Source organism: Acinetobacter sp. YH18001, from assembly GCF_013416975.1.
Lineage (GTDB): Bacteria > Pseudomonadota > Gammaproteobacteria > Pseudomonadales > Moraxellaceae > Acinetobacter > Acinetobacter pseudolwoffii.
Genome location: NZ_VPEU01000008.1, coordinates 52340 through 71745, shown reverse-complemented (window position 1 = coordinate 71745; position 19406 = coordinate 52340). Strand labels below are relative to the sequence as shown.

17 protein-coding genes are annotated in these 19406 nt (G+C 44.9%); 11 read left to right on the top strand and 6 right to left on the bottom strand.

What is annotated here, in order from left to right:
• Nucleotides 1-153 precede the first annotated feature (153 nt).
• Complete coding sequence (locus tag FTV48_RS04730; protein WP_179999546.1) at nt 154-609, top strand: YcgN family cysteine cluster protein; 456 nt, start codon at nt 154-156, stop codon at nt 607-609.
• An 11-nt stretch (nt 610-620) separates the two neighbouring features.
• On the opposite strand, the gene FTV48_RS04725 is transcribed toward FTV48_RS04730, so the two are convergent.
• A complete protein-coding gene (locus tag FTV48_RS04725) occupies nt 621-2765 on the bottom strand; it encodes an EAL domain-containing protein (RefSeq protein WP_179999532.1) in 2145 nt (714 codons plus the stop codon).
• A 264-nt stretch (nt 2766-3029) separates the two neighbouring features.
• On the opposite strand from FTV48_RS04725, the gene FTV48_RS04720 reads away from it, so the two are divergent.
• Nucleotides 3030-4304, top strand: coding sequence for a replication-associated recombination protein A (locus FTV48_RS04720; protein WP_005173345.1), 1275 nt, complete (start codon nt 3030-3032; stop codon nt 4302-4304).
• A 333-nt stretch (nt 4305-4637) separates the two neighbouring features.
• On the opposite strand, the gene purC is transcribed toward FTV48_RS04720, so the two are convergent.
• The 3 genes from purC to dapA are packed head-to-tail and all read right to left on the bottom strand — an operon-like array spanning nt 4638 to nt 6914.
• A complete protein-coding gene (gene purC, locus FTV48_RS04715) occupies nt 4638-5357 on the bottom strand; it encodes a phosphoribosylaminoimidazolesuccinocarboxamide synthase (RefSeq protein ID WP_005173343.1) in 720 nt (239 codons plus the stop codon).
• 37 nt (nt 5358-5394) lie between these two features.
• On the bottom strand, nt 5395-6000 hold the full coding sequence (locus FTV48_RS04710; protein WP_100329542.1) for a lipoprotein-34 precursor (NlpB): 606 nt from the start codon (nt 5998-6000) through the stop codon (nt 5395-5397).
• 14 nt (nt 6001-6014) lie between these two features.
• Nucleotides 6015-6914 (bottom strand): 4-hydroxy-tetrahydrodipicolinate synthase, encoded by a 900-nt coding sequence (gene dapA / locus FTV48_RS04705; RefSeq protein ID WP_179999530.1) that lies wholly within the window; start codon nt 6912-6914, stop codon nt 6015-6017.
• A 724-nt stretch (nt 6915-7638) separates the two neighbouring features.
• Between dapA and mhpT the strand changes: the two genes are divergently transcribed.
• The 3 genes from mhpT to FTV48_RS04690 all read left to right on the top strand — a co-directional run bounded on the left by mhpT (nt 7639) and on the right by FTV48_RS04690 (nt 10772).
• Nucleotides 7639-8844: a 3-(3-hydroxy-phenyl)propionate transporter MhpT gene (mhpT, locus tag FTV48_RS04700; RefSeq protein ID WP_005173339.1), complete on the top strand. Its 1206-nt coding sequence runs from the start codon at nt 7639-7641 to the stop codon at nt 8842-8844.
• Between the two features lie 195 nt (nt 8845-9039).
• A complete protein-coding gene (pncA, locus tag FTV48_RS04695; RefSeq protein ID WP_005173338.1) occupies nt 9040-9669 on the top strand; it encodes a bifunctional nicotinamidase/pyrazinamidase in 630 nt (209 codons plus the stop codon).
• A gap of 128 nt (nt 9670-9797) precedes the next feature.
• Nucleotides 9798-10772 carry a bile acid:sodium symporter family protein gene (locus FTV48_RS04690; RefSeq protein WP_005173337.1) on the top strand — a complete coding sequence of 325 codons (975 nt, stop codon included), beginning with the start codon at nt 9798-9800 and terminating at the stop codon, nt 10770-10772.
• Between the two features lie 128 nt (nt 10773-10900).
• Here the strand turns inward: FTV48_RS04690 and FTV48_RS04685 are convergent, their stop codons facing one another.
• On the bottom strand, nt 10901-12154 hold the full coding sequence (locus FTV48_RS04685) for a hypothetical protein (protein WP_005173336.1): 1254 nt from the start codon (nt 12152-12154) through the stop codon (nt 10901-10903).
• Nucleotides 12155-12231: 77 nt separating this feature from the next.
• Here FTV48_RS04685 and serB point away from each other — a divergent pair, with 77 nt between their 5' ends.
• The 3 genes from serB to FTV48_RS04670 all read left to right on the top strand — a co-directional run bounded on the left by serB (nt 12232) and on the right by FTV48_RS04670 (nt 14823).
• On the top strand, nt 12232-13452 hold the full coding sequence (gene serB, locus FTV48_RS04680) for a phosphoserine phosphatase SerB (protein ID WP_074383828.1): 1221 nt from the start codon (nt 12232-12234) through the stop codon (nt 13450-13452).
• A 415-nt stretch (nt 13453-13867) separates the two neighbouring features.
• Nucleotides 13868-14203 carry a ciprofloxacin tolerance protein AciT gene (gene aciT, locus FTV48_RS04675; protein ID WP_074383829.1) on the top strand — a complete coding sequence of 112 codons (336 nt, stop codon included), beginning with the start codon at nt 13868-13870 and terminating at the stop codon, nt 14201-14203.
• A gap of 140 nt (nt 14204-14343) precedes the next feature.
• The gene (locus FTV48_RS04670; RefSeq protein ID WP_100329538.1) at nt 14344-14823 is read left to right on the top strand and encodes an SCP2 sterol-binding domain-containing protein; all 480 of its coding nucleotides are present in this window, start codon (nt 14344-14346) and stop codon (nt 14821-14823) included.
• Between the two features lie 304 nt (nt 14824-15127).
• On the opposite strand, the gene dtd is transcribed toward FTV48_RS04670, so the two are convergent.
• Complete coding sequence (gene dtd / locus FTV48_RS04665) at nt 15128-15568, bottom strand: D-aminoacyl-tRNA deacylase (protein ID WP_179999528.1); 441 nt, start codon at nt 15566-15568, stop codon at nt 15128-15130.
• A gap of 228 nt (nt 15569-15796) precedes the next feature.
• Here dtd and FTV48_RS04660 point away from each other — a divergent pair, with 228 nt between their 5' ends.
• The 3 genes from FTV48_RS04660 (at nt 15797) to pncB (ending at nt 19356) form a co-directional block, all read left to right on the top strand.
• Nucleotides 15797-17311: a catalase gene (locus FTV48_RS04660; protein WP_179999544.1), complete on the top strand. Its 1515-nt coding sequence runs from the start codon at nt 15797-15799 to the stop codon at nt 17309-17311.
• A gap of 187 nt (nt 17312-17498) precedes the next feature.
• Nucleotides 17499-18032 (top strand): ankyrin repeat domain-containing protein, encoded by a 534-nt coding sequence (locus FTV48_RS04655; protein ID WP_179999526.1) that lies wholly within the window; start codon nt 17499-17501, stop codon nt 18030-18032.
• Nucleotides 18033-18150: 118 nt separating this feature from the next.
• Nucleotides 18151-19356, top strand: coding sequence for a nicotinate phosphoribosyltransferase (gene pncB, locus FTV48_RS04650; protein WP_100357001.1), 1206 nt, complete (start codon nt 18151-18153; stop codon nt 19354-19356).
• Nucleotides 19357-19406 lie beyond the last annotated feature (50 nt).

The following is a 19406-nucleotide window of genomic DNA, read 5'->3' as shown; positions in this document are numbered from 1 at the left end:
TATAGAAATAAACGATTCCAGCGACTGTTAGTGTTTTGTTGACGAACTGTCTATGATTTAACAATAGTTTACGTGATGGTAATAAGAATTTGAGCGGTAGGTCTGCGCGGTTTGGGCTGCTATAATCAGCTGATTTTTGAGTACGCCGACCTGATCATGACCGATACTTTACGTCCCGAATTTTGGAAAAACTATGGCCTTGCCGAACTCACGCAAGCCGAGTGGGAAGCCTTGTGTGATGGTTGCGGACTCTGTTGCCTGATTAAACTGGAAGATGAAGATACCCAGGAAGTCGCTTATACCAAAGTGGCCTGCAAACTGCTGGATTGTACGACTGCGCGTTGCTCCAATTATCCAGAGCGTTTGCACTATGTGCCAGACTGTATTCAGCTCACGCCAGAAAAATTGGAAACGATTCACTGGTTGCCTTCAAGCTGTGCTTATCGCCGGGTCGAGCAGGGCAAAAACCTGCCATCCTGGCATTATCTGATCAGCGGTTCACGGGAAAGTGTGATTCAGGCACGCAAGTCGGCAGCAGGGCGCTGCCTGAGTGAAGCCGACATTCCTGAAGACGACATCGAAGACTATATCGTGCGTTGGGTGCGTTAAACCTGTCTGCCTTAGCGTTTCTGAGCTACCGGATGCAGTAGGGCCTGAGCCGAAGCACTGGCCATCGGACGATAGAAATAAAAGCCTTGTCCAATCTGACAGTCACAATGGATCAGGGTATCGAGTTGTTCGGTATTTTCGATGCCTTCGACCAGAACATCCAAAGCAATACTGGAACCAATCTGGGTAATGGCTTTGACAATCGCCAAGGCGGACGGGTCACTGTTCATACGCTCGACGAAGTTGCGGTCAATTTTGATGCAATCCACCGGATAGTCTTGTAAACGGGTTAGTGAAGAATGCCCGGTGCCGAAATCATCCAGTGAGATCTGGATTCCGGCCTGTTTCAGTAGGTTCAGGGCCCGGATCACATAATTGGCACCATGCTCGGACAGGCTTTGTTCAGTAATTTCCAGTTCCACCTTATGCGCAGGAATATCAAAATTGGACAGGCGGGCCAACATTTTTTCAGCATAGTCATCGCGCAAAAATTCAACCGGTGCAGCATTGATTGAAATCGGTAACAGATCCAGTCCTTGGGCCTGCCAGCGACTCATATCGGCAAAGACTTTCAGTTGCATGGTTTCACTGATACGTGAGGCCAGCTCATAGTCCTGAAAGGCACCAAAAATCTCGGAAGGCAGTTGCACCTGCTGATCCTGATCTTGCCAGCGTAACAGTGCTTCAAAACCAATCACCACACCATCAGACAGACGGACTTTGGGTTGATAGTAGGGAATGATCTGATCGGCCAGAATAATCTTGCGGGCCAAAGTCAGCTGCTTGGTCATATTTTCCAGCGAACCACACATGTCCTGATTAAACATGCGGATGCCGCCACGACCACTATTTTTCAGATCATTTAGAGCAATATCGGCACATTTCAACAGGTTCGAAGTATTTAATGCATCACGTGGATAGATAGCACAGCCAATACTCATGGCACTGCTGATACTGTCGCCAATATAATTGATCGGTTGATCCAGCTGGCTATAGGCCAGTTGTGCCGTGGCCAGCAGCTGTTCTTCACTTTCCAGATTTTTCACCAGAACCGCAAATTCATCTCCACCCAAACGGGCCACAATGGTATTCGGGCCGAAACAGGCCTGGAAACGCTGACCCAGAACATGGAGTAGATGATCGCCAGCAATATGACCTAGGGTGTCATTGATGTGCCGGAAATAATCCAGATCAATCAGCAGTAGACCCGCCTTGGTCTGCTGTTGTTGCGCTTTCCATAGCACCTGTTTAAAGGTTTTATAGAAGGTACTGCGATTATACAGACCAGTCAGTTCATCTCGTTTAATGGCTTCTTTTAAGCGGGTTTCTGCAATTTTTTGCTGACTGATATTGCGTGAGACACAGAGGATGCTTTGGGTAATATTGTGCTGATCCAGAATTGGGGTCAGCAGATGATCCCAATATTGGATCGGTTGGTCTTTGCTCTGAATTTTACTAGAAAAACGGCTATTTAAGCCTAGGGCTGCCTGTTTCAGTGCGCGTTGTCCGGATTTTCGGGCTTCAGGTGCTAAACAGTTCAACCAGGACAATGAACTGTCCTGAGCCTGTGTTACGGTTTCGGTTTCCGCAATCAGGCCACAGCACTGGTTACTATGCCGAATTTGACCTTCAGGACTGATAATATGGATGCAGTCTGCGCTGGCATCCAGCATATTTTCCTGGGTTGAAACGATTTGAGACAGTTGTTGCTGGATTTCAAAATAATCATGTACATCGGTCAGTGAAACCGCCCACTGCAACAGATGTTCAGGTGCATGATGGAATTTTACCGCCAGCGTACACATGCGATAATGAGTATCGCTGCGTTTAATCCGGCACTGGGTTTCAAAATTCTGATGCTGATCCAGTGCCGCATGCCACAGCTTCGAAAACAGCTGTAAGTCCTCGGTATGAATGAAACTCTGCCACGATATATTGCCCGGTTCATTCAGGTTCACACCAAGATAATCGGTCATGGCGGCGTTAAAATAGTGCAGATGTGTTTTGCTACTGACCCAGAGAGGTTGGGGTAAGGCATCAATCAGTTTTTGAAGCTGAATTAATTCAGACAGATGAACAGGGGTTGAACTCAGTGATGTTGCCAGCAGAGGTTCCGACTGGCTCACAGCTCCCTGTTCAAATTTATCATGCTTCATGCATTCACCAATACAACCCAAAAAATACCCAAAGGGCGACATAAGTTTCTTTTAATTAGAATAAACAATATGAAAATTACACTGTAATTAATTCACAATTAATCATGTTCAAATTACTTGCTTTTATGAAGATTAATTCATTCAGAATTAAAAAAATAGAGGATTTCTACATAAATTAATTTTTTATGCTTTATGTTTGCAATCTTGGAATCAAAACTGCTGGTGTTAGAATGAGATCAGAATTTAGTTTGAGCCAATAATAACATGTCAGATAGTCATATCCCGCTTCCAGAACGCTTAAGACCACGTGACCTTGCAGAGATTATCGGGCAGGAACATTTGCTGGGGGAACAGGCGCCCTTACGCCAGATGATTGATCAGGGTCATCTACCGTCGATTATTTTCTGGGGACCACCCGGCGTTGGAAAAACCACCATTGCCTTACTGTTGGCACAAGCGGTAGATCGGCCTTTTATCAGTCTGTCTGCCCTGAATACCGGAGTGAAAGAGCTGCGTGAAGTGATTGCCGATGGTGGTGATCTGCTGACGCCAGTGGTGTTTATTGATGAAATTCACCGCTTTAATAAATCCCAGCAGGATGCACTGTTAAATGCGGTCGAAAAAGGGAAAATTACCTTAATTGGTGCCACTACCGAAAACCCGTCTTTTGAAGTGAATAGTGCCTTATTGTCACGTTGTCAGGTGTATAGCCTGAATGCGTTGAGTGCGGAATCGATTCAGACTCTGCTCACACAAGCCTTGCAAAATGACCGTTTTTTGCAGGAACGACATATCCTGATTGAAGAATTTGATGCCTTGGTGCAGTTCGCAGCAGGTGATGCCCGTAAAGCATTGAATTTACTTGATCTGATTGCCAGTACTTTTGAACCGGATATGGAAAATATCATCACCAATGCAGGGGTGGTGAAAGTGGCACAGCAAAATATTGCCCGTTATGACAAGTCCGGTGAACAGCATTATGATCTGGTCTCGGCTTTTATAAAATCAATTCGCGGCAGTGATCCCGATGCAGCGCTGTACTGGATGGCACGCATGCTCAAAGGCGGTGAAGATCCGGTATTTATTGCCCGCCGTATGCTGATTGCAGCTTCTGAAGATATCGGTAATTCCAATCCGAATGCCTTATTGCTGGCGGGTGAATGTTTCCGTTCGGTGCAGGCCGTCGGCATGCCGGAATGCCGGATTATTTTAGGACAATGTGCGGTGTATTTAGCCACCAGTGCCAAAAGTAACAGCACCTATCTGGCAATTAACAAGGCAATGGAGCTTGCAGATAAAACCTCGAATTTGCCGGTGCCTTTGCATTTGAGAAATGCACCGACCAAGCTGATGAAAGAACAGGGCTACGGGGTGGATTATCTGTATCCGCATCATTATCCTGAGCATTTTGTGCTGCAAGACTATATGCCGCCAGAACTGAAGGATACCAAACTGTATGAGTCGGCACGCAATAAACGTGAAGTTGAAGGAGAGCGCTTACAGCAACGCCGTTGGCAACAACAGCAACAGCAGCAATAATATCAGTACACAAATAGATTAAACTCAGGCAAAAAAAAGCCCAATTCAAGGCGAATTGGGCAGAAATTAGGATGTTTTTTAAGGGAGAGAACATCCTAGAGGGTAGGCGATCAATCTGGTCGGCAAACCTTGAGTTAAATCAATCAGCTCACTGATTTGCCTGGTATGTGATGATATTAGACCATAGGCTTGCCAATGTAAAAGCGATCATTTTTATCTGTAATATTTATTTTTTCGATTAAAGCTTAAAAGGTTAATCTGGCCCAGCCAAAAAATCAGGGATAAAAAACCGAGCTGTTGAGCTCGGTTTTTTTGAAGCAATGGACTATGCCATTAGATGTTGTCGAGGTTAATACCTAAACGACCCGCCACTTCTTCATAGGCTTCAACCACACCGCCTAAACCTTGACGGAAACGGTCTTTGTCGAGTTTTTTCTTGGTGTCTTTGTCCCATAGACGGCAACCGTCTGGAGAGAATTCATCACCCAAAACGATACGGTCATGGAATACACCGAATTCAAGTTTGAAGTCGACCAGAATCATGTTGCCGGCATCAAACAATGCTTTTAGCACGTCATTGACTTGGTAAGTCAATTCTTTCATTTTTTCCAGTTGCTCAGCAGTCGCCCAACCTAAAGCAATCGCTTGCGATTCATTGACCATTGGATCGCCAAGCGCATCGTCTTTAAAGAACAATTCGAATGTAGATGGAGTCAGTTCTTTACCTTCTTCAACACCTAAACGGCGGCATAAAGAACCTGCTGCATAGTTACGAATCACACATTCAACCGGGATCATATCCAGTTTTTTCACCAGCACTTCATTTGGAGTCAGCAGCTTTTCAAAGTGAGTTTCAATACCCGCTTCTGCCAGCTTTTCCATGATGAAGGCGTTAAAACGGTTGTTCACCTTGCCTTTACGATCTAGTTGCTCGATTTTTTCGCCATTGAATGCAGAGGCATCATCTCGAAAGACTAAAATCAGATGGTCTGAACTGTCTGTGGTGTAGACAGATTTCGCTTTACCAGTATAGAGCAAGGTTTGTTTTAACATGAGGGAACCTTTTACAAAAAAAAATGCCTAGAAATGTCTAGGCTGGCCAATTTTGGTAAATCTGGTTGAGCAGTTCTGCGGCTTTTTCACGGTCGGCAAAACTGTTATCGGCATTGAACACAGCGAGGTTATTACTTGAACCGACAGAAGATAATCTTAATACATAGGTTTGCTGGTCGACCCGAATCGTGACTTCGTAACGGTTTTTATTCTGCGCAACGATGCTATGATTCAGGCTGCTGAGGGTGGCAAGCGTATATTGCCAAATTGTAGCAGAATTTCCGTCAATTTTAAGCAGCGGATTAAGATTTCCGTCTGTGACCAACTGTGGTTTACCAACAGCATTGCTTTCAGTCAGCTCAGCTTGAGCGGTGTTTTCAGTCTGGGCCTGAGGGCGTGGCAAGGCAAAACGGTTGCCACGCTGGTTTTCAAGCTTCGGTGCATTTTCAATTGCAAGCGGATCGACTGTTGGAGCAGGATACAATGGCGTTGCAGGACGTACCATGGCGCCTTCAGGATATTGTAAAGCGTCCAGAGTTGTAGTTTCTTTATAGTCTAAAGTGCCGTTATTAAAGGCCATTGAACTACAACCTGCCAAACTGAATACTGAAAGTGTAAGGCTAAGTCCTAAACGTAATTGCATAATCTTGTGCTCTTTTATTTAATAACGCCCGCTTCGACCAGTGCTTCATGAAGCGGAGCGCGATATTGTTCTGCAAGTGGTGTTAATGGAAGGCGAATGCCAGTACCAATTAAGCCCATGTCATGGAGTGCCCATTTCACAGGAATTGGGTTTGATTCGCAAAATAAAATATTGTGTAAATTTGCAACCTGAGTATTTAACTGTTCAGCGTCTGTAGCATTACCTGTAATGGCAGCGGCACACACTTCACTCATGGCTTTCGGAGCCACATTCGCTGTGACCGAGATATTGCCTTTGGCGCCATGACCCATCAGCTGATATGCCGTTGCATCATCACCTGAGTAGACCACCATGTCTTTGTCTTTCAGACCTTGCAAGAGTTCAGCACCACGCGGTACATCACCCGTCGCATCTTTAATCCCGACGATTTGTGGAATATCGGCCAGACGAATCACGGTTTCATTCAGCATGTCGACACCGGTACGGCCAGGGACATTATACAGAATCTGCGGAAGATCGACCGCTTCAGCCACAGCTTTATAATGCTGGTACAAGCCTTCCTGGGTCGGTTTGTTATAATAAGGCGTCACCAGAAGAGCAGCATCGGCGCCGAGCTCTTTGGCTTCACGGGTAAGTTGGATGGCTTCACGGGTCGAGTTTGCGCCTGTGCCGGCAATAATAGGAATACGTTTGTTGGCCACACGAATGATTTCTTTGATCACCTGGGTGTGTTCACTCATGCTCAGGGTCGAGGCTTCGCCTGTCGTTCCAACGGCAACAATACTGTTGGTGCCCTCTGCAATATGCCATTCAACCAGCTTCTCGAGACCCTTCCAATCTACGCTGCCATCTTCAAACATAGGGGTGACGATTGCGACTATGGAACCTTGAATGGTCTGTGCTTGCTGAGTCATTTTAAAAAACTATCCTATTTGTCCATCCGAAAGGAATGAGAAAACATAAATTGGGATGGATTTGTATTTTGATTTATAGCAAATTCAATGGACTTGCGCTGAATTGAAGATTGCTTATGCAAATTATGACTGATCAAACGCATAAGAACAATATGCTTTAGTCAAAGCCACTCAATTCTTTATACAAAGCCTTTTGAAAACAATCAAGTAATAAATTAGATGATTTATCCGGCGAAATACTGTGGTCAAACTGCGACTTAAGTCCCGGCTCAGCAAGATATTATGGAATTTTGTCTGCAAAATTAGCTCGATTTGAGTAAAAATCTCGGCCAAGTCGTGAATTTCGTTGTTTTTAGCTGCTGAATTAATATTTTTATTGGATGAATCTATATGTAAAACATCTTTGTCTGGAGGCTAAGCTGATGTAAACAGGTTGAAAAATTGAATCTATTAATCTTTTTTTAATATCAATGAATTGCATAATATTTTTCTAATCGGTTGGTTTCTTAACTTGATGTATAAGTCTTAAAGCATAAATTGTGAATTTTAAAACTTTTTGATTAATTGCTTTTGCGACTTTATCTCAAGGTTTGTTAGATGGAGCTGCTTCAGCTGCTGTGGGGATATCCAAGTAAAACGTTCAACTTATTGATAGTTATTTCTGCGCTCAGGCTCATAGATGATGGTCTTTCTTTTGTAACGCTGATTGAACAAGGATAATCCAATGGAAAAATCAGACAATAAGCATGCTATCGTCACGGTCGCGATCTGTTTTCTGATAGCGGTGATTGAAGGCTTGGATATTCAGGCTGCTGGTATTGCTGCAGCCGGTGTGCGTGAACACTTCGGTCTCGATAGTTCCCAGTTGGGTGTGTTTTTTAGTGCAGGGATTCTGGGTTTATTACCCGGTGCACTGATCGGCGGTCGATTTGCAGACCGTATCGGCCGTAAGAAAGTGTTGATCTGGTCGACAGCAACATTTGCCATATTCACTTTATGTACAGTTTGGGTCAATAGCTTTAACAGTCTGCTGGCAGTACGTTTTCTGGCCGGAGCAGGTCTGGGCGGTGCGATGCCGATTCTCATCACACTCGCTTCTGAAGCGGTATCGCCGCAAAATCGTGGTCGTGCAGTCGGCTTGATGTATTGCGGTATGCCTGTGGGTGCTGCGATTTTATCTTTAATTGCTGCGACTGAATTTGGTGCCAACTGGAAAAATGTTTTCTATCTGGGCGGCTTGTTACCGATTTTTGCAATTCCATTGATGATGCTATTTTTGCCTGAATCGAAGGAATACCTGAAAACACAGAACAAAACTGCAGCAGAACTTGCCGTTGCACCACAAGGTTCATTTAAGGACCTGTTTAATTCGGACAACCTGTTACGTACCATGTGCATCTGGATCAGCTACTTCTTTACGCTGATGGTGGTTTACATCATGTTGAGCTGGTTACCCTCATTGTTTATGGAACTTGGCTTTAGCCGTAAGGATGGTTCAACCGCACAGTTCTACTTCATGGTCACGGCGACGATTGGTACAATTATCCTGGGTATGCTGACCGATCGCTGGAAAAAAGCGTATGTGATCCTGTTGATGTATGGCGGTATTCTTGCAGGTCTATTGGCACTAAATGGTGCAAGCTCACTGAACCAGATGTATATGGCAGCAGCATTGGCAGGTGCCTTCGTAATTGGCTGTCAGGGTGTACTTTATGCCTTCGGTAGTATCGTGTATCCAACAGAAGTGCGCGGTACCGGTGTCGGTGTTGCTTCTGCAGTCGGTCGTATTGGTGCCATGCTAGGCCCAGTCATCGCAGGTCAGCTCCTGGTGGCAGGTTTTGGTGCCGCAGGGGTAATTACAGCCGCAATCCCATGTATCATCATCTCTGCACTGTGTATGCTATTCCTGGTGAACCGTACCAAAGTGTAATAGGCCAAGATTTGAAAAAGCCTGCTTTTGCAGGCTTTTTTGTGTTTAAAATTCAAGGAATCAGATCCGCAGTGCGGTTAAAAACAGGCAGAATCAGAATATGCAGTCACAGGGTTTTTAGCAGCCGCTCTAAAAATCCGATAACAATTTGCGCTATGCTTGGACATAAATCGAGATTTCAATGGATGAAAATACATGCAAAATAATATCGCTTTGCTGGTCGTAGATGTACAAAGAGGATTTACCCCAGGGGGTAATCTGGCAGTGGCCAATGCTGACCAGATTATCCCCAATATCAATTTATTGGGGCAGTATTTTCAAAATATTATCCTGACGCAGGACTGGCATCCAGAAAACCATATTTCTTTTGCAGACAATCACCCCGCTAAAGCGGCTTATGACAGCATTCAGCTGGATTATGGCACTCAGGTTTTATGGCCAAAGCATTGTGTGCAGGGGACAGTAGATGCCGAGTTGCATCCGGATTTAAATTTACCGCAAGCGCAACTGATTATCCGCAAGGGTTTTGATTCCCGGATTGACAGTTATTCCGCCTTTATGGAAGCAGATCAGAAAACCACAACCGGTTTGGCCGGCTATCTGCGTGAACGTGGTATTGATACGGTATTTGTGGTTGGGATTGCTACCGATTTCTGTGTGGCTTGGACCGCCATCGATGCCTGCAAACTGGGCTTTAAGACCTATGTCATTGCCGATGCCAGCAAGGGCATTGATCTGAATGGTTCCTTGCAACATGCCTGGCAAGATATGCTGGCGCATGGGGTAAAACGCATCTATACCAAAGATATCGTTCAGCCGGTTTAAAATTTTATCATGATGCGCTTCGGATATTTATTTGATCTTCGGCGCATTTAAATCTTCAGATTTCTGGTATTGAGAGATGCCTGTTTTATCTTGTTATTATTCTCCCTTTGTACCCCTGGATGAACCCCATGTCAGCCTTGCTCCAGTTTAGCCAATTTGTCCAAAAAACCTTTGCTTTATGGGTGCTGCTGTTTTCCGGCATTGCCTTAATGCTGCCCGAGGGCTTTGTCTGGTTACGCGCTTATATTCCATGGATGCTGGGCATCATCATGTTTGGTATGGGCATGACCATGACCGTAGGTGATTTTAAAAGTGTGCTACAAAGTCCGAAAGCTGTCGGGATTGGGGTCGTGGCCCAGTTTGTAGTGATGCCGGGTCTGGCTTTTCTCTTGTGTCAATTGTTCCAGTTGCCGCCGGAAATTGCGATCGGGGTGATACTGGTCGGTTGCTGTCCGGGTGGTACTGCCTCCAATGTCATTACCTATATGGCCAAAGGCAATACTGCTCTGTCTGTGGCCTGTACTTCCGTCTCAACCTTATTGGCTCCGATTCTGACCCCTGCGATTTTTTATCTCTTGGCCAGCCAATGGATCGAGATCAATGCCTTATCCATGCTGGTGTCGATTCTACAAGTGGTGCTATTTCCAATTCTTCTGGGCTTGATTGTACGGAGTCTGCTCAAGCAAAAAGTAAATGCCTATATTCAGGTGATGCCGCTGATTTCTGTGATTGCCATTGTCGCGATTGTGGCAGCAATTATTGCCGGCAGCAAAGCTCAGATTTTGCAATCTGGACTACTGATCTTGGGGATTGTGGTCTTGCATAATGGTCTCGGTTATTTGCTGGGTTATTGGGCCAGTCGTATCTTTAAGCTGGCGGAAATAGACTGTCGTGCGGTATCGATTGAGGTGGGAATGCAGAATTCGGGTCTGGGTGTGGCTTTGGCTGCGACCCATTTTGCAGCTTCTCCACTTACGGCTTTGCCCAGTGCAATCTTTAGCTTATGGCACAATATTTCAGGGCCAGCTCTGGCCACCTATTGGGCAGCCAAAAGCAGGGTAACGACATTAGAGCCAAAGCAAAATCTGGATACAGACAGCTAGAGTTTTAAAATGCGGCAGTGATTTTAATTGCTGCAAGGCGCTGAATAATAGAACTTGACGAGTAACAGCTTAAAAATTCTGCGCATAAAAAAGCCCGATTTAAAGTCGGGCTTTGTACTGTACAACCTTTATGAGGCTTTGGACTGTTTGGATTTTAAAATCTCGGTTCTAAAAGTCTGTGCCAGTTCAGCCGTTTCTGCATCCATGCCATTTACCACAAAGGCATGACGGGTCAGGACATTGGTTGGATTCGGCATACTGACCAGCTGGAAATGTTCGCTCACATCTTTCAGCAAGCTATTCGGGACATGTAAGGCACTTTCTTTTGCGACCAGGTGCTGGCTAAGACGCTCAGAGGCCTGCACCGAGCTGAGCTGCATCTCCTCGACTTTAGACGCAATTGCACTACGGGTTTGCAGTACAAAACGTTTTTCTTCACGATAGCGTTTATACAGTACCTCCGAGAGTAACTGGAATACCGCACTGATCATGGTCAGGCAGGCCAAGGCATTTGGCTTGTCTGCCGCAATGCTGATAGTGGCACCTTTTTCATCAAATTTATGCACAGTACTAATATCACTGCCATTCAGTTTGTAGCGCTGCACACAGAGTTCAGTGGCTTTATTCAGGAAAATCTGACACAGGTTGAAATAAGGCACCGATACGGTTTTATTCACGCTATCGAGTAACTGTTTTGGATCATAGAACTGGATATTCAAGCTCAGGCTATCGCTTTCCAGTACAGCTGGCTTATGTTCTTTTTCTTTGGCTTTATTTTTTACTGCCTGCTGGGCTTGGGCAATGGCCAGCGCAGCATTGTGCTTTTCCTGTTCCAGAGCTTGGGTCAGGGTCTGAATCTCGAATTTTAAACGGGATTCATTGTTAATGCGTGCCAGATATTCGGTTCGGCTAGGACGCGCGATCGCGCGGTACGCCACCCAAATCAAAGCATGAATAATGAAAGAGAACAGAATCGCCAGCCATTGCGTCCGCAGAATTTCACCCATACTTGGCTCAATCAGGGTGATTTCAATCAGACCGACTTTTTTCTCGTTTTGCAGTGCATCACGGACAAAAACTTCACCATCACGAGTTTTGGTCAGTCCACCGGTGGCTAAAACCTGACCTTTCGCATCCAGAATTCGAATCGAAGCCACACTCGGGTTGGTCGCATAACGATTTGCCAGCAAAGCCAGAGAAACACGATTGGCGGGTTCCAGCTCGGACAGGCTGTCTGTCACCAGTTGACTGGTGATCAGCTGCCCCTGACTGGTGCGGTTTTCATTCAGTTGGTGAGTGGTTGCCAATACCAGTAAAAAGGTATGCAGAGCAAAACTTACAATCAATAGGCTAGCAAATAGCCCTTGTCTAGGCGCATTCAACGTAAACTTCCAAGGCAATTCTGTTCAATTTCGATTATGATTCTAACAATAGTTGTAGCTCAGACCCGAGTCAATTCATGCGAGAAATCATTCTTATATCATTTTTAGGACCTGACCAGCCTAATCAATTTACACGATTAATGCAGGTTTTGTCCGCCCATTCCCTACAGATTTTAGATGTGGGGCAAGCGGTTATTCATAATCAGTTAACCTTAGGTATTGTTGTAGCGTCTGATGACCAAACGGCGACAGCATTAGCCATGAAGGAAATCCTGATTCTAGCACATGATATCGGGTTAACTGTGCGCTTTAAACCGATCTCTGCGACTGAATATGATCAGTGGGTCAAAGAGGGTGGGCGCACACGTTATATCGTAACGGCATTGGCCCCTGAATTAAATGCCTCTCATTTGCAGGCCGTGACCCAGATTGTCTCGGCTCAGGGTTTTAATATTGAAACCGTAACCCGTCTGTCTGGCCGTCCGGCCCTGGATGGCAGCAGTACCGGTCCGAAACGTGCCTGTATCGAATTTGGTTTAAAAGGACAAATGCTGGATGCCGCAGCCATGCGTGCTGCCTGTTTGCGTTTGTCCAGTGAACTGAATGTCGATGTTGCGGTTCAGGAAGACAATGCCTATCGCCGTAACCGCCGTCTGGTCTGTTTTGATATGGACTCGACCCTGATCGAACAGGAAGTGATTGATGAACTGGCGATTGAAGCAGGGGTCGGTGCGCAGGTTGCTGAAATCACCGAACGCGCCATGCAAGGTGAACTTGATTTTCAGGCCAGTTTCCGTGCCCGTGTGGCTTTATTGAAAGGCATGGATGCATCGGTACTGCCGAAAATTGCCGAGCGCCTGACCATTACCGAGGGTGCTGAACGCCTGATTTCGACTTTAAAAGCATTGGGTTACCGTACTGCAATTCTGTCGGGTGGTTTTCAGTACTTTGCCGAATATCTGCAAGGCAAACTGGATATTGATGAAGTACATGCCAATGCGCTTGATGTTCAGGATGGCGTAGTCACGGGTGAAGTCAAAGGTCATATTGTTGATGGCGCGCGTAAAGCTTTATTGCTTGGCGAAATTGCCAAAGAGATGGGAATTTCCCTGGAACAGACCATTGCAGTCGGTGATGGTGCCAATGACTTGCCAATGTTATCGATTGCAGGACTCGGTGTGGCTTTCCGTGCCAAGCCACTGGTGCGTCAAAATGCCACTCAGGCGATTTCCAGTGTGGGACTGGACGGGGTACTGTATCTGCTCGGGGTACACGATAAAGACCTGAATCAGGCATAAACACTCTTTTTGATAGAATAAACGCGACCTCAGGGTCGCGTTTTTTGATTGCCTTTGGACCAAGGTGACCAAGCCAGCAGAGAAGGTTGACTATAAAAACATCGATCATCTTAAACGGAAAAATAATTTTTTCAGTCAATAACAGCCCTGATAATTTTGTAATGACACGCCAACATTGACGCAGTCATTGATCCACAAAAATGCCAAAAGCAAAAAATGTAATGACAATATAATATCGCGACAAAGTATGTCGTGAGACCAGATCACAGGACTTTTTTTATGCAAAAAACTCAGCATAATGCAGGCATAGAGATACAAATCAACAGATTCCATTTTATTGATTGAACGAAATTCAATAGATAGAACCGTTGCAATATCAAACAGGCAAACTATCTATTTGGATGGAGGGGTTTATATGGTAACAGCGAATTTAGCAACGATCGTGGGCTTCAGTTTAGTCGCTGCAGCTGTAGTTGCTGTGTTCTTCTCGCCTTATCGTCGCTGGTTGAGTTTTATGGCAGCCGGGATGTTGGTCTGGGGCTTGATTGAGATGATTCGTGTAGGCACACAAGCCTGGTTTGATCTGCCAATGACCTATAGTTATCTGAGTGCATTGACAGCAGTCATGATGGTGGTCACTTTCTTATTATTGCGTGAAGACCGTCGTGCAGAGCGTGCCTTGGCAAAACGCCGTTGTATCGAACATACGCCAGTCTATGAAGATGACCAGCAGCAGCTTTCGAGCCGTTAAGTCTACAAATCGCAAAGAAAAAATGCACCCACGGGTGCATTTTTTAGCTTAGAAATATGATACAAACTGCTTAATCAACCTAGCCAAGAATTATGCTAGGATATTTGTCAATTTTCGTACAATTAGAATAGGCATCCTCCATGAAACTGTCGTCCATTCCTGTGTTAAAACTTCCTCTTATTGATATGAGTACCGATCCACTGGACTTGTTGGTCGCGGGTCTGGCTTTACGTATGAAGCAATTGGCACGTACCAGCCCAAAATTTATTGAACTGGTACATGAGCGTCAATTCCGGATCCAGATTGGCACAGATGAAGGTATGGCACGTCAGATCATTGTCAATAATGGCCAGATTGATACGGTTTCAGGTGATGCAGAGAAAGCAGATTTTGTATTGCAGTTTGCTGATAGTGAGCAGGGTGTAAAGACCTTGGTCAAAGGTGACCCGACAGCATTCATGACGGGTATGCAAAGTGGTACCATCAAAATGGAAGGTGACTTTGGCCTGCTGGTCTGGTTTAACCAGGTGGCGAAGATGATTCCACCCAAATTGCCCAAACCGGTCAAAGAAAAAATTAAATTTGCCCGGGCGTTTATTAAAGAAAAAACGGGTAAATAAAACTCTGCTCCTGACTTCCTCTCCTTTTTCAAGGAGGGCTGAGGGCAGGATTCAGCCAGTTTCAATCTGGGTAATGCCAGTCAGTTAGGGAGTTTAGATCTAAGCTCCTTAATTTTTTAAATCTTTTGCAGAAACAATTATTTTCTAATCTTGCGGTACAATACACCTGATGCCCCAGACCGTTGGGGATGAGGTTTCCAGCTACCCCATATCATTATGAATAACAATAATAAAAAACCAGACAGTTTCCTGCCTGATCTCGATTACTGAATCTGAGGGCTTTTTAATGTGGAAAATAATGTCGCTATTCAACTTCTAAATTAAAGGTCACCGGCCCATCATTGACCAAATGTACTTTCATATCCGCTGCAAAAATACCAGTTTGTACATGTTCAAATTGTGACTTTGCATAGTCAACCAGTTGCTCATACAGCTCTTTTGCAGCAGCAGGTGGCATGGCAGGGCCAAAATCTGGACGTAAACCTTTTTGGGTTTGCGCCATCAGGGTAAATTGCGAAACCAGCAGTAAACCGCCTCCGGCCTGACTGACATTCCAGCCCATTTTGCCCTGTTCATCATCAAAGAATCGGTATTTCAATATCTTATCAATCAGCTTTTTACCTTTTTCCAGATTGTCGTCCTTGCCCAGACCCAGAAAAACCAGAATTCCCTTATTTATTTCGCCAGTGGTTTCACCCTTGACCACGACTTTAGCTTCTAAAACTCTTTGTAATAAGGCACGCATTTTACATATTGACTGATAACGATAGATAGGCGTGATTGTAGCAAGAATAAAACCTGAAGCAGTATCAGATGCTAATTTTTATGAGTTTTAAATATTTGAAAATCAATTGATTAATTTTTATAAATTCATTAAAACGATTGAAGTGATAAAAATAATCTGTTTTAACAATTTTTAGTTTTTATATATCTTAGCACCTGCAGGAAAGGTAATAAATTGAGAGATTTAGAAATGTTTAAGCGTTCATTACTGGTTGCAATGCTTGCAACTGTCACAGCCACACAAGCTGCTCCTCTAACTAAAGACAATGGTGCGCCAGTCGGTGATAACCAGAACTCAATCACAGCAGGCCCAAATGGTTCAGTCTTGCTTCAAGACGTTCAATTGGTACAAAAACTACAACGTTTTGGTCGTGAGCGTATTCCGGAGCGTGTGGTACATGCGCGTGGTACAGGGGCTTATGGTGAATTCGTTGCAACTAAAGACCTGTCTGACTTAACAATTGCTTCTCTATTCAAGACCGGTACTAAGACTCCAGTTTTTGTCCGTATGTCTACGGTAATTCATGGTAAAGGTTCACCGGAAACCCTACGTGACCCACACGGTTTCGCGATCAAGTTCTATACTCAAGAAGGGAATTGGGATCTGGTCGGTAACCAGACACCGGTATTCTTCATCCGTGATGCGATCAAATTCCCGGACTTCATTCATGCAATGAAGCCAAGCCCGGTGACAAACGTACAAGATGCCAACCGTGTATTTGACTTCCTTTCGAGCCAGCCATGGGCTACCAACATGCTGACTTATGTGTACGGCAAACAAGGTGTGCCCACCAGCTACCGCGAACAGGATGGTTTCGGTGTACATGCTTACAAGCTATATAACGACAAGGGCGAATACAAATATGTGAAATTCAACTTCCGCTCGCAACAAGGCGTGAAGGGTTTGAATGTGAAAGAAGCTGCCGTGCAACAGGGCAAAGACTTCAATCACTTGACCAATGATCTTTATAACAACATTTATGCCGGCAACTTCCCGAAATGGGATCTGTATATCCAGGTACTGGATCCAAAAGATCTCGGCAAGTTTGATTTTGATCCACTTGATCCCACCAAGATCTGGCCAACTGACTTAGTTCCAGAAGTGAAAGTGGGGACATTGACCCTGAACCGCATGCCAAAGAATTTCTTCAATGAGACTGAACAGTCGGCATTTGCACCAGGTAATCTGGTTCCGGGTATTGAGCCATCGGAAGACCGTCTGCTACAAGGCCGTATCTTCTCTTACTCAGATACGCAAATGTATCGTCTGGGTGTGAATCACCAGCAACTTCCGGTGAACCGTCCAGTGGTTGCTGTAAATAACAACAACCAGGAAGGTTATATGAACGTATCTGAGCGTGACTCGGATGTGAACTATGAGCCAAGCCGCAAAGAGCCAAAAGCTGCAACTGCAAAAGCACGTGCGGTACAAACACCATTATCGGGTCATGTACAGCAAATCGGTGTGAAAGAGCAGAACTTCAAGCAGGCAGGTGAGCTGTACCGCTCGTATACTGCCAAAGAGAAAGATGACCTGATTATGAACCTGGCTGCGGACTTAGGTGCAGTAAAAGATTCAGAAACCAAGCACATCATGTTGTCTTATTTCTACAAGGCAGATGCCGACTACGGTACACGTATGACCAAAGCGGTGAAGGGCAACATCGCAACGGTCAAAGCCAAAGCAGCACAACTCAAAGACTGATTTCGATTGGTCGATCAGGATTGGTGACTAGGGTTTAAGAATTCACCTCCGCAAAGTCCTGTAGAACTCCAAACCTTTCCTGCACCCTAGGGGGAGTTCTACAGGCACTCCGTTTTACTCATCTTATCTAATCTGAATAGAATCATTTTCGATTCATGTCTCTATTTGATTTCTGTTGGAGTTCATCATGAAAGCTATGCAGCATGCAGTTTTAGCCAGTATTCTCGCGATAGGTTCCATGTTCGCAAACGTGGCCACCGCCAAGGAGATCTCCTCCCCCGCTAAAACTGTGGAAAATGTTCAGATGAGCTCACAACAGGAATTAGTTGCATTGTTTTTTGCCGCAGCCAAAACCGGCAATCACGAAGTGATTCATGAATTTCTAAAGTATGGTTTTCCGGTTGATGTACGCAATAGTGCCGGTTTTACCCCACTGATGATGGCGACCTATTATGGTCATCAAACTATTGTGACGACCTTGCTCAATCATGGTGCTGATCGCTGCGCCCGCGACAATAAAGGCAATACCGCATTGATGGGGGCACTGTTTAAAATGGAATTTGCGATTGCCAAACAGCTGCGTCAGGTCAACTGTGATGTCCAAGCCAAGCAGACCGGGCAAAAGACCACAGCTGAATTTGCCAAAGTGATTGGTCAGGAAAAACAGCTGCAGAAAATCATTCAGGAACAGGGGAAAACCCAAGGCCAGTTGTCAAAATAAAACCCATTATACTCTGATACTTTTGTCGCGAATTCAGCTAGCTGTACGTAAATCCTGCAATATTACATAAAATTTTATGCTTTAATGTTGAGATAAGCACAGCGATATTTCCTTAGTTATGGCTCCAATTATCCGTTCCCTGTTAGATACTGACTTGTACAAATTCACCATGTTACAAGTGGTATTACACAAGTTTCCGCAAACGCATAGTGTCTACCATTTTCGTTGTCGTAATCTGGAAGATACAGTCTATCCACTGACGGATATTCTGGATGATCTCAATCATCAACTTGATCTGTTGTGTCAGCTCAACTTCAAAGAAGACGAGTTGCAATATTTAAGAAGTCTGCGTTTTATCAAGAGCGATTTCGTCGACTATCTGGAACTGTTTCAACTGAAACGCCGTTTTATTCAGGCCAGTATCGATAGCGAAGGTCGTTTAGATATCACCATTGAAGGCCCGATGGTTCAGGCGATGATGTTTGAAATCTTCGTACTGGCAATTGTCAATGAACTGTATTTTAGCCGGATCCGTAGTCCTGAAGTGCTGGCTGAAGGTGAGCGCCGTTTACAGGCAAAAATACAATTATTAAAAGAATACGATGCATCGCAACATCCACATGATCCGCCATTTTTAGTGTCGGATTTTGGGACACGTCGCCGTTATAGTTTCGAATGGCAAAAGCATGTGGTAGAAGAATTCAACAAGGCTGCACCACATGTCTTCCGTGGTACCAGTAATGTGTTATTGGCGAAAGAATTGGGAATTACCCCGATTGGCACCATGGCGCATGAATTCCTGCAAGCATTTCAGGCGCTTGACGTGCGTCTGCGTAATTTCCAGAAATCTGCGCTGGAAACCTGGGTACAGGAATATCGTGGTGATTTAGGTATTGCCCTGACTGATGTGGTCGGTATGGATGCTTTCCTGCGTGATTTTGACCTGTATTTTGCCAAACTGTTTGACGGCCTGCGTCATGACAGTGGTGATCCCTATGTTTGGGGTGACAAGGCCTATGCACATTATAAAAAACTGAAAATTGACAGCAAAACCAAAATGCTGACTTTCAGTGATGGTCTGAATCTGGAAAAAGCCTGGAAACTGCATCAATACTTTAAAGACCGTTTTCAGGTCAGTTTCGGGATTGGCACCAACCTGACCAACGACATGGGCCAAACCCCCTTAAATATCGTATTGAAACTGGTGGAATGTAACCGTCAGTCGGTGGCAAAAATTTCGGACAGTCCAGGCAAAACCATGACTGATAATGATACTTTCCTGGCTTATTTGCGTCAGGTTTTCGAGATCACTGAACCTGCTTAAGCACATTTTAGACATGAGCAATTTTAAAAACCGCTTCGCTACAGGGGCGG